This is a genomic window from Brevibacterium renqingii (genome assembly GCF_017808095.1).
Taxonomy (GTDB): domain Bacteria; phylum Actinomycetota; class Actinomycetes; order Actinomycetales; family Brevibacteriaceae; genus Brevibacterium; species Brevibacterium renqingii.
In genome coordinates this window covers 1-14,320 of sequence record NZ_JADBHG010000001.1, presented here as the reverse complement: position 1 = coordinate 14,320, position 14,320 = coordinate 1, and the positions used below count along the sequence as shown (strand labels likewise).

General features: G+C 63.9%; 13 protein-coding genes. 10 read left to right on the top strand and 3 right to left on the bottom strand.

Annotated features, from left to right (window positions below):
* The first annotated feature begins 25 nt into the window (after positions 1-25).
* The 7 genes from argC (at position 26) to argH (ending at position 7,608) form a co-directional block, all read left to right on the top strand.
* Positions 26-1,135: an N-acetyl-gamma-glutamyl-phosphate reductase gene (gene argC, locus IIE29_RS00065; RefSeq protein WP_209323172.1), complete on the top strand. Its 1,110-nt coding sequence runs from the start codon at positions 26-28 to the stop codon at positions 1,133-1,135.
* A complete protein-coding gene (gene argJ, locus IIE29_RS00060; protein WP_209323171.1) occupies positions 1,132-2,310 on the top strand; it encodes a bifunctional glutamate N-acetyltransferase/amino-acid acetyltransferase ArgJ in 1,179 nt (392 codons plus the stop codon). The genes argC and argJ overlap by 4 nt, the downstream gene beginning before the upstream one ends.
* Entirely contained in the window at positions 2,307-3,290 is a 984-nt protein-coding gene (gene argB, locus IIE29_RS00055; protein WP_246475625.1) for an acetylglutamate kinase, read from the top strand. The genes argJ and argB overlap by 4 nt, the downstream gene beginning before the upstream one ends.
* Positions 3,283-4,572, top strand: coding sequence for an acetylornithine transaminase (locus IIE29_RS00050; protein ID WP_209323170.1), 1,290 nt, complete (start codon positions 3,283-3,285; stop codon positions 4,570-4,572). Before argB ends, IIE29_RS00050 begins: the two co-directional genes overlap by 8 nt.
* Positions 4,573-4,600: 28 nt before the next feature.
* A complete protein-coding gene (gene argF / locus IIE29_RS00045) occupies positions 4,601-5,521 on the top strand; it encodes an ornithine carbamoyltransferase (protein ID WP_209323169.1) in 921 nt (306 codons plus the stop codon).
* Positions 5,521-6,054, top strand: coding sequence for an arginine repressor (locus IIE29_RS00040; RefSeq protein ID WP_209323168.1), 534 nt, complete (start codon positions 5,521-5,523; stop codon positions 6,052-6,054). The genes argF and IIE29_RS00040 overlap by 1 nt, the downstream gene beginning before the upstream one ends.
* 132 nt (positions 6,055-6,186) lie before the next feature.
* Positions 6,187-7,608 carry an argininosuccinate lyase gene (gene argH / locus IIE29_RS00035; protein WP_209323167.1) on the top strand — a complete coding sequence of 474 codons (1,422 nt, stop codon included), beginning with the start codon at positions 6,187-6,189 and terminating at the stop codon, positions 7,606-7,608.
* Positions 7,609-7,797: 189 nt separating this feature from the next.
* On the opposite strand, the gene IIE29_RS00030 is transcribed toward argH, so the two are convergent.
* Positions 7,798-8,859 carry an RNA polymerase sigma factor gene (locus tag IIE29_RS00030; protein ID WP_246475624.1) on the bottom strand — a complete coding sequence of 354 codons (1,062 nt, stop codon included), beginning with the start codon at positions 8,857-8,859 and terminating at the stop codon, positions 7,798-7,800.
* A gap of 2 nt (positions 8,860-8,861) precedes the next feature.
* On the bottom strand, positions 8,862-9,254 hold the full coding sequence (locus tag IIE29_RS00025; protein WP_209323166.1) for a YciI family protein: 393 nt from the start codon (positions 9,252-9,254) through the stop codon (positions 8,862-8,864).
* Between the two features lie 191 nt (positions 9,255-9,445).
* Here IIE29_RS00025 and IIE29_RS00020 point away from each other — a divergent pair, with 191 nt between their 5' ends.
* The 3 genes from IIE29_RS00020 (at position 9,446) to IIE29_RS00010 (ending at position 13,098) form a co-directional block, all read left to right on the top strand.
* Positions 9,446-9,691 (top strand): type II toxin-antitoxin system Phd/YefM family antitoxin, encoded by a 246-nt coding sequence (locus IIE29_RS00020; protein WP_209323165.1) that lies wholly within the window; start codon positions 9,446-9,448, stop codon positions 9,689-9,691.
* Positions 9,692-11,113: 1,422 nt separating this feature from the next.
* Complete coding sequence (gene tyrS, locus IIE29_RS00015) at positions 11,114-12,400, top strand: tyrosine--tRNA ligase (RefSeq protein ID WP_209323164.1); 1,287 nt, start codon at positions 11,114-11,116, stop codon at positions 12,398-12,400.
* A gap of 290 nt (positions 12,401-12,690) precedes the next feature.
* Entirely contained in the window at positions 12,691-13,098 is a 408-nt protein-coding gene (locus tag IIE29_RS00010) for a YccF domain-containing protein (RefSeq protein WP_209323163.1), read from the top strand.
* Here the strand turns inward: IIE29_RS00010 and IIE29_RS00005 are convergent.
* Positions 13,095-13,937, bottom strand: a complete 843-nt coding sequence (locus IIE29_RS00005; RefSeq protein ID WP_209323162.1) for a formate/nitrite transporter family protein — start codon at positions 13,935-13,937, stop codon at positions 13,095-13,097. The genes IIE29_RS00010 and IIE29_RS00005 overlap by 4 nt on opposite strands.
* Between the last annotated feature and the right edge of the window lie 383 nt (positions 13,938-14,320).

The window sequence follows — 14,320 nt, the reverse complement described above, 5'->3', positions numbered from 1 at the left end:
TTAATGTGCTGGTATAGTTATACATATGAACGATTTCAGTGTTGCCGTCTCCGGTGCCACCGGATACGCCGGGGGAGAGGTCCTCCGGCTGCTGAGCACTCACCCGCATCTGAACGTCACAACGGTGTGCGGACATTCTTCCGTGGGCGAGGCGCTCGGCCGACATCAACCCCATCTTCCCCGATTCTCCGAACTTGTGGTCCAAGAGTCCACCGCCGAGGTGCTCGCCGGCCACGATGTCGTCGTCCTGGCGCTGCCGCACGGTCAGTCCGGGGCGATCTCCGCCGAGCTCGAGAAGACGAGCCCGAACACCCTCATCGTCGACCTCGCCGCCGACCACCGGCTCATCAGCGCCACTGCGTGGGAGAAGTTCTACGGCTCCGACCACCAGGGCACCTGGACCTACGGCCTGCCCGAACTGCTCACCGCCGACGGCACCAAGCAGCGCGAAGCACTGAAGTCCACGAAGCGCATCGCCGTGCCCGGCTGCAATGTCACCGCTGTGACGCTCGGCCTGGCCTCGCTCATTCAGGCGGGTCTCGCCGCACCGGCCGGTCTCAACGCCGTGCTCGCCAACGGGGTCTCCGGAGCGGGCAAGGCCCTCAAACCGCACCTGACCGCGGCCGAAGTCCTCGGCGACGCCTCGCCCTACGGCACGGGTGGCACCCACCGGCATGTGCCCGAGATCGAGCAGAATCTCAACGGAGTCCTCGGCGCCGATGCCGCCGAGGGGCCGACGCGGATCTCCTTCACCCCGACTCTCGTGCCCATGGCCCGAGGAATCCTCGCGACCATCACCGCCGACCTCGGCGAGGCCGTAGCCCGCACCGCCGAAGGCCTCGTCGACGCGACGGCACTCAAGGATCAGCTGAGCCAGGCGTTTGCCCAGGCCTACGGCGACGAACCTTTTGTCCGGCTCCTGCCCGAGGGCCAGTGGCCGCACACCTCGGCGACGACGGGGTCGAATATGGCCCATATCCAGTTCACCGTCGACGAACGGGCGAACAAGATCCTCGTCGTCGTGGCTTTGGACAATCTCGTCCGCGGCACCGCCGGACAGGCCCTCCAATCCATCCACCTGGCGCTCGGCCTCGACGAGACCACCGCCCTTCCCCTTGAAGGAGTCGCCCCATGAGCGTGACCGCACCACTGGGCTTCACGGCCGCAGGACTGACCGCCGGCCTGAAACCCTCGGGCACCAAAGACCTCTCACTCGTCATCAACTCCGGACCGTCCGACGCCGTCGCCGCCGTCTTTACGTCCAACCGGTGCAAGGCCAACCCCGTCCTGTGGTCCCAGAAGGCCTCGGCCAACGGTCAGGCCCGCGCCGTCGTCCTCAACTCCGGGGGAGCGAACTGCTACACCGGCGACTTCGGGTACGAGACGACGACCCTGACCGCCCAGACAACCGCCGACGCCCTCACCGCCGCCGGCACCGACACGAAGCCTGAGGACATCCTCGTCTGCTCCACCGGACTCATCGGCGTCGGCGGACAGGGCTTCCGCGACTCGGTCCTCAGCCACCTTCCGCCGCTCGTCGCCGCTACCGACACCACGGTCGAGGCCGGGCAGGACGCCGCCGAAGCGATTATGACCACCGACACCGTGGCGAAGACCGCCAGCCGCACAGGGTCCACCGGGTTCACGATCGGCGGTATGGCCAAGGGCGCGGGCATGCTCGCCCCGGGACTCGCAACGATGCTCGTCGTCATCACGACCGACGCCAAACTCGACCAGAGTGTTCTCGACGACGCACTGCGCGCCGCGACGAACCAGTCCTTCGACCGCCTCGACACCGACGGGTGCATGTCGACGAACGACACCGTCATCCTCATGTCCTCCGGAGCCCACGACGCTGCGGTCGACGCGCAAGAGTTCACGAGCCTGCTGCGCGAGGTCTGCCTCGACCTCATGCACCAGCTCCATGTCGACGCCGAAGGTGCTCACCACGACATCGCCATCACCACCACGGGTGCTGCCAGCGAGGCCGATGCCGTCGAGGTCTCCCGGTCGGTGTCCCGTTCGGCACTGTTCAAGGCCGCGATCTTCGGCGAGGACCCGAACTGGGGTCGTGTCGTCGCTCAGGTGGGAACCACCTCGGCGGACTTCGATCCCACCGCCATCGACGTCACGATCAACGGCGTCCAGGTCTGCAAGGCCTCGGGACCCTATGAGGACCCGGAGCGTGTGACCTTCGAACGCAGCGTCGATGTCGTCATCGACCTGCACGCAGGCGACCACGACGCGACCGTGTGGACCTCGGATCTCACCCATGACTACGTCGAAGAGAACAGCGCCTACTCCTCATGAGCAACCCGCACGATATGTCCACGAAGTCCACGGCTGCCCGGCTCGCTGCCGCCCAGGTCAAGGCCGAGGCCCTGACAGAAGCGCTGCCGTGGATCAAGACCTTCTCCGGTGCCACGATCGTCATCAAATACGGCGGCAACGCCATGGTCTCCCCGGAGCTGCAGCAGTCGTTCGCCGATGACATCGCCTTCCTCCGCTTCGCCGGCATCCGCCCCGTCGTCGTCCACGGCGGCGGACCCCAGATCTCGGCGATGCTCAACCGCCTGGGCATCGAATCCGAGTTCAAGGCCGGGCAGCGAGTGACGACCGAAGAGGCCGCCGAGGTCATCCGCATGGTCCTGTCCGGCCAGGTCAACCGCGACATCGTCTCCCGCATCAACCAGAACGGTGACGCCGCGATCGGCCTGTCCGGTGAGGACGCCGACCTGCTGCTGGCGCACAAGACCGGCGCCGAGGTGAACGGCGAGGTCATCGACCTCGGCCGGGTGGGTGAGATCGCGAAGGTCAACACCACCGTGCTCACCGAACTCCTCGACGACGGAAGGGTACCCGTCATCTGTTCGATCGCCTCGGAGATCAACGGACGTGCCGGGAAACCGCTCAACATCAACGCCGATCTGGCCGCCTCGGCGGTGGCGAAGGCGCTGAAGGCAGACAAACTCATCATGCTCACCGATGTGCCCGGCCTCTACGCGAACTGGCCGGACACGTCCTCGCTCATCTCCCGCATCGGCCCGAAGAAGCTGCGCGAACTCCTGCCCACGCTCGATTCGGGGATGATCCCGAAGATGACCGCCGCACTCGAGGCGATCGAGCACGGGGTGCAGCAGGCCCACATCATCGACGGCCGGATGGCGCATTCGCTGCTGCTCGAGGTCTTCACTTCCGAGGGCATCGGCACCATGGTCGAGGACACCGTCGTCGAACCCGCACCACTGGGCGACGGCCACAAGGCAACCACGGAGGACGTCCATGACTGACACACACGCACAGACCCAGCCGACCGGCCAGGCCGCGAACGATCAGGCCGCCGGCGATCAGGCGCAGACCTGGCGCGATGACTTCTCCCGCGTCCTGTCCCCGGTCTTCGGTTCACCCCAGCTCGACCTCGTCCGCGGTCAGGGCTCCTATGTCTGGGACGCTGCGGGCAAGAAATACCTCGACCTGCTCGCCGGCATCGCGGTCAACGTACTCGGCCACGCCCACCCGGCCTGGACGACCGCGATCGCCGAACAGGCGAGCACGCTCGGCCACATCTCGAACTTCTTCACCTCCCCGGCCCAGATCGGACTGGCCGAGAAGCTGCACGAAATCCTCGACCTGCCGGCCGGATCGGCCGTGTTCTTCTCGAACTCCGGCACCGAAGCCAACGAGGCGGCCTTCAAGATGGCCCGCCGCGCCGGGGGAGGAGGCCGCCCGTTCATCATCGCCATCGACGGGGCCTTCCACGGCCGGACCATGGGCTCGCTGGCACTGACCGCGAAGGCCGCCTACCGCGAACCCTTCGCCCCCGGTGTGCCCGGAGTCGTCCACGTCCCCTATGGCGACACTCAGGCGCTCGAGGCGGCCATCAACGAGAACACCGCGGCCGTGTTCATCGAACCCGTCCAGGGCGAAGTCGGCGTGCGCACACACCCCGCCGGCTACCTCACCGCCGTCCGCGAACTCACCACGAAGTTCGGAGCCCTCATGGTCCTCGACGAAGTCCAGTCGGGCATCGGCCGGACCGGTTCCTGGTTCGCCCACCAGGACCCCGAGATCGGTGAGGGTGTGACACCGGACATCATCACCTCGGCGAAGGGACTAGGCGGCGGCATGCCGATCGGGGCCACTATCACCGTCGGCGATGAGAACACCAAGCTGCTCGACGCCGGTCAGCACGGCACGACCTTCGGCGGCAACCCTTTATCCTGTGCGGCCGGACTCGCCGTGCTCGAGACCATCGAGAAGGACAACCTCCTCGCCCACGTCGCCGAGGTCAGCGACTGGCTCAAGGCCCAGCTGGCCGAGGTCGATGGGATCGGTGAGATCACGGGCAAGGGGCTGCTGCTCGGACTCGAGCTCACGGGCGCCGCCGACGGTCAGGACGCCAGCGATGGCGCGGTCCCGGATGCGAAAGCCGTCGCCGCCCGCGCGCTCGAAGCCGGGTTCATCATCAACCCCGTCGCCCCCGGACGTCTGCGCCTGGCCCCACCGCTGACGATCACCACCGACGAACTCGCCCCGTTCATCGCCGCCCTGCCCGGCCTCATCACCGGCTGAGCTCACCCAGACTTCCGAAGGACACCTCATGACACGCCACTTCCTCAAGGACTCCGACCTCAGCCCGGCCGAACAGGCAGAGGTCCTCGACCTTGCCGTCGAACTCAAGGCCGCCCCCTATTCGCGGACCCCGCTGGCCGGCCCGCAGACCGCGGCCGTCATCTTCGACAAGACCTCGACGAGGACCCGCGTGTCGTTCGCCGCCGGCATCGCTGCGCTCGGCGGGCAGCCGCTGATCATCAACCCCGGTGAGGCGCAGCTCGGGCACAAGGAATCCATCGCCGACACCGCGAAAGTGATGTCGCGGATGGTCTCGACGATCATCTGGCGCACCTACTCCCAGGCCGGGCTCGTGGAGATGGCCGAGCACTCGCGTGTGCCCGTCATCAACTCCCTGTCCGATGACTTCCACCCCTGCCAGATCCTGGCCGACCTGCTCACCATCCGCGAACACCGCGGCGACGTCACCGGTCAGACCATGACGTACTTCGGCGATGGAGCGAACAACATGGCGAACTCCTATGCGCTCGGCGGAGTCAACGCCGGCATGCACGTGCGCATCGCCGCGCCCGCAGGCCACCAGCCTGTGCCCGCCGTGATCGCCGAGGCCGAAGCCCTGTCCGTCCGGACAGGGGGATCGCTGACGGTCACCGACGACCCGGTTGCCGCCGCCGACGGCGCCGATGTGCTCGTCACCGACACCTGGGTGTCGATGGGCCAGGACGCCGCCGGCCGTGATGACGAGTCCTCACCGTTTATGCCATTCCAGGTCAGCCAGGAGCTCATGGACTCAGGCAACGATCCGATCTTCCTCCACTGCCTGCCCGCCTACCGCGGCAAAGAGGTCACGGCCGAGGTCATCGACGGGCCCGCCTCGGTGGTCTTCGATGAAGCCGAGAACCGTCTGCACGCGCAGAAGGCACTCATGACCTACCTGTTGGAGCGATGATGGCCGAGACGAACAGTGCCGCAGCGAATTCCGCGCCGCTGACGAAGACCGCCCGGCAGCAGAAGATCATCGACCTCATCACCCGCAAATCCGTGCGCAGCCAGATCGAACTCGCCGAGGCGCTAGCGACCTCGGGCATCACCGTCACTCAGGCGACGCTTTCGCGCGACCTCGCCGAGGTGGGGGCCGTGAAGATCCGCACGACCACCGGCTCCGTCTACGCCGTCCCCGGTGAGGGAGGCGACCGGTCCCTGCAGCAGTCGACCGGCGACAGCCTCGACGCGAAGCTGCCGAGACTGCTCGAGGAGCTGCTCGTCTCCGCGGCCGCTCAGGACAACACCGTCGTGCTGCGCACCCCGCCCGGGGCCGCCCAGTACCTGGCCTCGGCGATCGACCGATCCTCGACCCTCGGTGTCTTCGGCACCATCGCCGGAGACGACACGGTGCTCGTCATCGCCGAGGCAGCCGTTGGGGGAGCGGCCCTGGCCGAGACCTTCCTCGAATTCGCCGCCGGTGGCATGGCCGAGGGCTGAGCGGTGGGCAAGGGGCGGTCGCCTCGGGGAGGGATGACCGCCTCGGCGCGACCTGCCACCCGCATTTCCTGCAACAATGACAACGAACCACGAACGGACCGGCGCCACAGCGTCGGTGGGAAAGGACGATCTGTGAGCGAACGACTGAGCCTGTGGGGCGGACGATTCTCCGACGGTCCCGCCGATGCCCTGGCCGCACTGAGCAAGTCGACCGACTTCGACTGGCGGCTGGCGAAGTACGACATCGCCGGGTCGAAGGCGCACGCGAAGGTCCTCCACACCGCAAAGCTGCTCACCGATGAGGAGCTGGCCGGAATGCACGAGGCGCTGGACGAGCTCCTGCGCCGGGTCGAGACTGGCGAATACGTGGCAGCCGAATCCGATGAGGACGTGCACTCTTCGCTCGAGCGCGGGCTCATCGAGATCGCCGGACCCGAACTCGGCGGCAAACTGCGGGCCGGACGGTCCCGCAACGACCAGATCGCGACCATGGGTCGCATGTACCTGCGCGATCATGCCCGCGAGCTCGCCGGGCTCGTCCTCGACACCGTCGAGGTGCTCATCGCCCAGGCCGAAGCCCACCCCGAGGCGCCCATGCCGGGGCGCACCCACCTCCAGCACGCACAGCCGGTGCTGCTGGCCCATCACCTGCTCGCCCACGCGTGGCCGCTGCTGCGCGACGTCGGCCGGTTCGTCGACTTCGACGCCCGGGCCGGAGTCTCCGCATACGGTTCGGGAGCATTAGCCGGTTCGTCTCTGGGGCTCGACCCGCAGGCCGTGGCCGCCGACCTCGGGTTCAACGACTCGGTCGAGAACTCGATCGACGGCACCGCCAGCCGGGATGTGTTCGCCGAATTTCAGTTCATCACCACGATGATCGGCATCAACCTCTCCCGCCTGTCCGAGGAGGTCATCGCTTGGGCGACGAAGGAGTTCTCGTTCGTCACCCTCCACGATGCCTATTCGACAGGTTCGTCGATAATGCCGCAGAAGAAGAACCCTGACATCGCCGAGCTCACTCGCGGCAAGTCCGGCCGTCTCATCGGCGACCTCACCGGTCTGCTGTCGACGCTCAAGGCGCTGCCGCTGGCGTACAACCGTGACCTGCAGGAGGACAAGGAACCAGTCTTCGATGCCACCGACACTCTCGAGCTCCTGCTGCCGGCATTCACCGGCATGATCGCGACGCTGACGTTCGACACCGAGCGGATGGCGTATTTGGCGCCGCGCGGGTTCGCTTTGGCCACTGATATCGCCGAATGGCTCGTGCGAGCCGGCGTGCCCTTCCGCGTGGCCCACGAACTCTCGGGTGCCTGCGTGCAGCTGGCAGAGTCCCGCGACGTCGAACTCTGGGACCTCTCCGATGAGGACTTCGCGGGAATCTCCGAGCATCTGACGCCTGCCGTTCGTGAGGTGCTCACGACGCTCGGGTCGATCGATTCGCGCAACGCCAAGGGCGGCACGGCTCGCTCGGCCGTCGAGGCGCAGATCGCTAACGCGAAGACCGAGGTCACGCGCCTGCGTGAGTTCGCGGGATCGGCTCGGAGCGTGTGAGAACCACCTGTCAGGCGCTGCCCGCTGGGAACTTGTCGCTCAGGCGAGTGATCTGCGCATTGAGTTATCTCTGCTCTGGAACGTTCGTGCATAGTCTGCTGGCGGTCCGGTATGCGGCCAGCGCCTCGGCGGAATCTACGAGCGCTTCCACTATCGGCGCCCGGACGGCGTGTAGTCGGTGGCTGCGGTTCATGCGCTTGTCAGCGAGGAGCGGCTCGAGCATCTCAAGGGCGATGCGCGGACCATGGACCTCGCTGACGGCCCCGCGTAATTCAAGGTGACGGTCGGGGACGGTGCGATGCGTGCGAGCATGGCGTAGAGTTCGACGATCTGAGGCCAATCGGTTTCCTCCCAGGTCGCTGCTTCGGAATGCACCGCAGAGATCGCGGCCTGCAGTTGGTAAGCTCCGACCGGTCCGGTTGGGAGTGCGGTCTCCAGAAGGCTGACTCCTTCGGAGATCATCGTCGTATTCCACAGCGTGCGATTCTGGTCGCGCAGAGTCACCTGCTCGGCGGATTGGGTCCTTCGGCCGGGTCGACGCGCCTCGCTGAGCAGCATGAGCGCAAGCAATCCCGCAGTCTCGGTCTCATCGGGGGGTACGGCATGAAGCAGTCGAGCCAACCTGATGGCCTCGAACGTGACGTTCCTGTCGAAGAGGTCCTCACCGTTCGGTCGGCTGTGACCGGCCGTGTACATGAGATAGAGGGCGTGGAGCATCGCGGGAAGTCGCTCAGTCGCCGTGCTCGGCCGCGGGAAATGCCGCCCGTCGCCGTCGATCGTGGTCTTCGCTCGACTGATCCTCTGCCCAGCGGTCGTGGACGGAATGAAGTACAGAGCGGCGATCTGTTCCGTACTCAAATCGAGCACCGACCGCAGGGTCAAGGTCACTTGAGCATCGGGACTGAGCGACGGATGACAACACAGAACGAGCACCTCCAACGAGGCATCACGGTCCTCGACGGCCGCCTCGGCGATGGATGACTCATCGGGACGTTCGCGCGCGAATACCCATCGCTCACGTTCGAGGCGGGCACCGTCCTGACGTTTGGCATCGATGAGCCGACGGGAAGCGACCCGCAGCAGCCAACCTCGGGGCCTGTCGGGTACTCCTGCCGACGGCCACTGTTGTGAGGCGTCGAACAGTGCCTCCTGAACGGCGTCTTCGCGCGCGGTGAAATCACCGAATCGCCTCACCAAGGCAGCGAGGATGTGCGGCGTCTCGCGGCGCCACACATCCTCACTGGTGGTCATCGTCATTCGCCGTCGTCACCGAAGACCATGATCGGTCGCAGCTCCACCATCTCTCCGGGGCCGGCGAATCGGGCGGCGATCTCCTCGGAGCGTTCCTGCGATTCGACGTCGATCTTGAAGAATCCGGCGAGGTGTTCCTTCGTCTCTGCGTACGGGCCATCGGTCGATGTCGGCCCACCCGCCTTCCACCGGTAGAGCGTGGATGATGCAGGGGCGCCCAAGGCTTCGCCGCCGAGCAGTTCGCCGCGCTCCTGAAGTTCGCCCAGCAGTTTCTCGAAGTCGGCATCCAGCTTCTCCCGCTCCTCCTTCGGCAAGGCCTGAACCTCGGCAACGTAGTCGCCAGTGGGATGCCCCCAGGGTTGCGGATTCGAGTGGAGGAGAATGACGTACTTCAATGTTCTGCCTTTCGTCGAGGGCCGCCTCCCGGCCCTTCTAGTGTGACATCGAGGCTCGGGCGGAGATTTCGACAATTGCGCGAGTGCTTTTTCTATGGGGGATCTCTATGCGCGGATTGGGAGGAGCCGTATATAACCGGGCAACGCCACGCAGTCTTCTGTACAACTTGTACAAGTTGTACGATAGTGTCATGAGCTCAGTAACGATGTCCGAATTCCGCAGTCATCAGAGCAGTCTCATCGCTGCCGCGCAGCGCGAGCCCGTCGAGATCACCTCCCGTGGTTCTGTTCGTCGTGCAGTGGTGGTCTCTCCTGATTTCTATGATCGTGCACTCCAGGCACTCGAGGATCAGGCAGATGTGCGAGCTGCAGCTTTGGCTCGAGAAGAGCGTGGACGAGTGTCTCAGGAAGAGCTGGAACAAGAGCTCGGGCTCTGACCCGCCGCTGTGTCGTACTCGATCAATTATGTGCCTTCAGCGGCGAAGGCGCTGCGCAAACTTGATCGTCCCATCGCCCGACGCCTGGCCGTGCTCGTCCTCAATCGCGGGCAGCATCGTGACCTCCAAAAATGGAAGGGGATGCGCGAGTTTCGGTTAAGTGGAGAGATCGCCTGGTCGCGCCCAAAGAGTTAAGATTACCAACGCGGTGCAGATTTTACACGTAGGAGGGTTCGCGCATGATTTTGCGAGACGACGAAAAAGTGATTCTGGAACGCCCTGCTTTGGCCCGTGGCTTAGACTGGGGCGATTTCACCGGGCAGGCCAGCTCGGTTAGTCAATTATTTTGACCCTCGTACCTAAATAAATGAAAGTGGGAAATGGCGATTCCTCTGCCGATCGGCCTTCTGCCAGGCAGATAATATTAGGTGTACGGTTGATGCTGATGACAGCCGAGATGATATTTAAGATTCAGGTTGCTCAACTACCGTCTTCGGGAGTTAATCGGACGGGCTCTATTGAGGATGCCCGCTGGGCCGTCTTTCGGCATCGTGAGCAAACATAGGACGAAGCCGACACTGGAAATAATTGTCGCACCCCAGATCCACCCGGGTAGATTATATTTCGGAGTGAAGAACTCGACAACAAATGTGCAAGCGAGAGCTAAGGGCCCCAGTGCGAATGAAAGTAGAAGCAGATTCCCGTGAATATCTGGGTGCTTGAGGTTGTTGTTCTCCAAGTACTGTTCAATTGCTTTTGCGCGTTGGCTCTCCCACACGCGAATGTCAGCATAGGTTAGATTCAGCCATTCCCTTCGGATTTCGCCAATTCGTTGCTTTAATTCAATCGGAACTGATCTGGATCTTCCTTGCGCAGTTCTAAGTCTGTGATTCCAATTGTACTTGCGGAAAGGGTCGTGGGGATCTCGGGCGTCAATCTCTCGCTGCGTTGCTTTTAGGTTGAGCGGTCGGGTCTGTGAATGTGGAAAGTTGCCCATTGCAATGAGTTCGCTTATTGCAGCCGATCGGCGGTCAGCAAGTTCTTTTGGGATCTTTCGAGTTGGTGGACGAGGAATATTCCACACTCTAGGGATCGTTCCGTCTGGATTTTCCGAAAAGTGCTTCTGGGGTGCTGAATCAACCATAGTAAGATATTTCCTGGGTGGGTGCTAGCGCGTAAGATGTCAGAAGAATACCACCATATGGCGGAGAATACTGTTGTGACTTCGGCGCTATAGTCAGTATTGAGAATGTCTCAACGCCATAATGCTAGTATTTCGTTTCGCTTTTGACCTGTATGGGCTCGAGTTGGGTCGCTCTTGTTTGTTTTGGGAGTGTAGAGTACCTGGCCGCCTCGGCGAGCACGTAGAATTGGTCCTGTCGGCTTTGCACCGGCACAGACCACAGATTCGAAAGGACCGAAGTGACCGACATCTTCAGTGAACTCAAAGCCCGCGGGCTCGTCTCGGTGTCAACCGATGAGGCCGCCCTCCAGAAAGCGCTGGAGACGGAGTCGCTGACCTATTATGTCGGTTTCGATCCGACCGCGCCGAGCCTGCACATGGGCAACCTCGTGCAGCTGCTCACCGCCGCGCGCCTGCAGCAGGCCGGGCACAACCCGCTCGCTCTCGTCGGTGGCGCCACCGGCCTCATCGGCGACCCGCGGATGTCGGGGGAGCGGACGCTCAACCCGCGCGAGGTCGTCGAGGAGTGGGTGGCGAAGATCCGCGCCCAGGTCGAGAAGTTCCTTGACTTCGAAGGCCCTCACGCCGCGCAGATCGTCAACAACCTCGACTGGACCTCGCAGTTCTCCGCCATCGACTTCCTCCGTGACGTGGGCAAGCATTTCCCGGTCAACCGGATGCTGGCGAAGGAGTCCGTCGCCGCGCGCCTGAAGAACGAGAGCGGCCTGTCCTTCACCGAATTCTCCTACCAGGTGCTCCAGGGCAACGACTACCTCGAGCTCTACCGCCGCTACGGCTGCACCCTGCAGACCGGCGGCTCCGATCAGTGGGGCAACCTCACCTCGGGAGTCGACCTCATCCGCCGCGTCGAGCAGACCTCGGTCCACGCCCTGGCCACCCCGCTGATCACGAAGGCCGACGGCACGAAGTTCGGCAAGACCGAATCCGGCACCGTATGGCTCGATTCGAGCCTGACCAGCCCCTACGCGTTCAGCCAGTTCTGGCTCAACGCCGACGACCGCGACGTGGTGAAGTACCTCAAGGTGTTCTCCCTGCGGTCGCTCGACGAGATCGAGGCCATCGCGGAGGAGTTCGCCGCCGCCCCGCACACCCGCGTGGCGCAGAAGGCCCTCGCCGAGGATGTCACCACCCTCGTCCACGGACGCCAGGCCTACGAGCAGGCCATCGCCGCCGCCTCCGCCCTCTTCGGCGGGGGAGAGCTCACCGGCCTCGACGCCTCCACCTTGGGCGCCGCCACCGCCGAGCTCCCGCGCGGTGAAGTGAGCACCGGGCAGCTCTCCGCAGGGGTGCCCGTCGTCGATGCCTTCGTCACCTCCGGCATCGTCAAGTCGAAGGGCGAGGCACGTCGCGCCATCAAGGACGGCGGAGCCTACGTCAACAACGTCAAGGTCACCGCCGAGGACCAGAGCCTCACCCCCGCCGAGGTGCTCCCCACCGAAGCAGGGGGAGTGGTCCTCCTGCGCCGGGGAAAGAAGACCCTCGGCGCCGTTGACATCGTCAGCTGAGCTCCACCTCCACCGACGACACCGTGTCCTGCGAACGCTGCAGGGCACGGTGTCGTCGTCTCCGCACATCGCGTCGAGTGCGAGCCGAGCGTTGGATGACTGCCGAATCCGTCAGCGTACAAACTAAGACGTTGTTATGCCGTCATACAAGGTATCTGATTGTGAAAGTCGCCAGTTCGTGACCACGAGACTATGGGAGAGGCCGGCACGATAATTGCGGCAGGCCCCATGGCGTTCAACGCCCACCGTGGACCAGACTGGAATGACGGATCCGACGAAACGAGGAGAATATGCGAACACTGCTCAACATCATCTGGTTCATCTTCAGCGGGCTCTGGCTCGCCCTGGGATACTGGGCCGCAGGCATCATCTGCTGCATCCTCATAGTCACCATCCCCTGGGGTATCGCATCGTTCCGGATCGGCAACTACGCTCTGTGGCCATTCGGCCGTGAGGTCATCGAGACACGCCCTGCCGGCATTGTGACGACCCTGGGCAACATCATCTGGCTCGTCGTCGCCGGAGTCTGGCTGGCCATCGGGCACGTGGTCACATCGATTCCCCTGTTCGTGTCGATCATCGGCATTCCGCTCGGCTGGGCGAACATCAAACTCATCCCCGTCTCCCTCATGCCCCTGGGCAAGGAGATCGTCAACAGCGACTCCCTCATGCCCGGATACCGCGGAGCACGCGCCTAAGAACTCTGCTGCTCGAGCTCTTCGAGCGAGATCCTGCCTTTGCGCACGCCCCAGAGCACACGTCTGGTGCGGACCACCCTCGGCAGAGAGATGATGAGCAGTCCGCCGAGCATGTTGAACACAATGACGATGCCGAACCACTGCAGGAACTGAAGGATCGAGATGTCCGCTCCGGCGAACATCGCGGCGAAGATGACAATCGCGTTGATCGCCCCGTGCAGCATCCCGAATCCGATGACGAGCAGACCGGTGATCATGCACACGATCGCCGACACGACATCGTTCTTCGTGCCCTGCTGCATTCGCGTGGCGAGGGTGATCGTGGCTCCGGCGAGCAGGGACAGGGCGATCATGACGCTCAGCGAGGACTGATCGACATAGCCTGCCGCCATGTCCGTGAGCACGAAATGGTAATCGGGCAGGCCGACGACGATGAGCCAGGCGAAGGCCGCACCTCCCAGCAGGTTGGTCACCAGCGTGACCACCCAGAGCCGCACGACCTGAAGCCAGTTCGCCTGCCCGGCGATGACGGCATTGAGCGGCAGCAGGAATTCCTCGGTGAACAGCTCGGAATGCGCGAGCTTGAGCGCGAGCAGTCCGACGCCGAAGGCCATGCCGGCGAGGATCGCCGAACCCGTGGCCTGTTTGACGAGGATCATCGCGAGGATTCCGAGTCCGACATCGACGCCGCCGAAGAAACCGGTGACGATGAGCTCCGGCCACTTCCGGTTCAGGCGCTTGGCGCCTTCGGTGACTGTGGCGGTCGCTTCGTTGATGAGCTCGTCCTCGAGGTCGAGGTCGTTCCTGCCGAGGCGTTCGCGCTGCTCCTTCTGAGTCATTGCCTCAGTGTAGGAGCCGTGTCCGGTCGAACTCCTGGGATTCGACTGCGACCTCTCCGTGCATTCGGAGGGCGGAACTGCCCTCCGGGAGGCGCGGTGACCGTTGTCACAGCCGACGAACCGGTTTCGAGTTGCGTGGGGGTGTTGGCCTGGTCTAGAGTTATATCTCGTTGCCCCGCGGAAACGAGATCCACAGGACAGGGTTTCCACCGGGTCTGACCAGCACGAACAATCGTTCGGGTGCCGGTTCGGAACGGGTGGGGCAGCACAAATGAAACTGATACCCCCAGTGAACGTGACCCGGTTTCGGGTTTCGGTGATGGGTGTGTGTTTGTGGTTTGAGAATCCAATAGCGTGTTTGTTTGAACAAGTTTGTGATGCCA

Bases quoted from the DNA above. Each gene is read 5' to 3' on its own strand.
- argC (WP_209323172.1), top strand. From the start codon at position 26: ATGAACGATTTCAGTGTTGCCGTCTCCGGTGCCACCGGATACGCCGGG.
- argJ (WP_209323171.1), top strand. From the start codon at position 1,132: ATGAGCGTGACCGCACCACTGGGCTTCACGGCCGCAGGACTGACCGCC.
- argB (WP_246475625.1), top strand. From the start codon at position 2,307: ATGAGCAACCCGCACGATATGTCCACGAAGTCCACGGCTGCCCGGCTC.
- IIE29_RS00050 (WP_209323170.1), top strand. From the start codon at position 3,283: ATGACTGACACACACGCACAGACCCAGCCGACCGGCCAGGCCGCGAAC.
- argF (WP_209323169.1), top strand. From the start codon at position 4,601: ATGACACGCCACTTCCTCAAGGACTCCGACCTCAGCCCGGCCGAACAG.
- IIE29_RS00040 (WP_209323168.1), top strand. From the start codon at position 5,521: ATGGCCGAGACGAACAGTGCCGCAGCGAATTCCGCGCCGCTGACGAAG.
- IIE29_RS00030 (WP_246475624.1), bottom strand. From the start codon at position 8,859: ATGACCACCAGTGAGGATGTGTGGCGCCGCGAGACGCCGCACATCCTC.
- IIE29_RS00020 (WP_209323165.1), top strand. From the start codon at position 9,446: ATGAGCTCAGTAACGATGTCCGAATTCCGCAGTCATCAGAGCAGTCTC.
- IIE29_RS00010 (WP_209323163.1), top strand. From the start codon at position 12,691: ATGCGAACACTGCTCAACATCATCTGGTTCATCTTCAGCGGGCTCTGG.
- IIE29_RS00005 (WP_209323162.1), bottom strand. From the start codon at position 13,937: ATGACTCAGAAGGAGCAGCGCGAACGCCTCGGCAGGAACGACCTCGAC.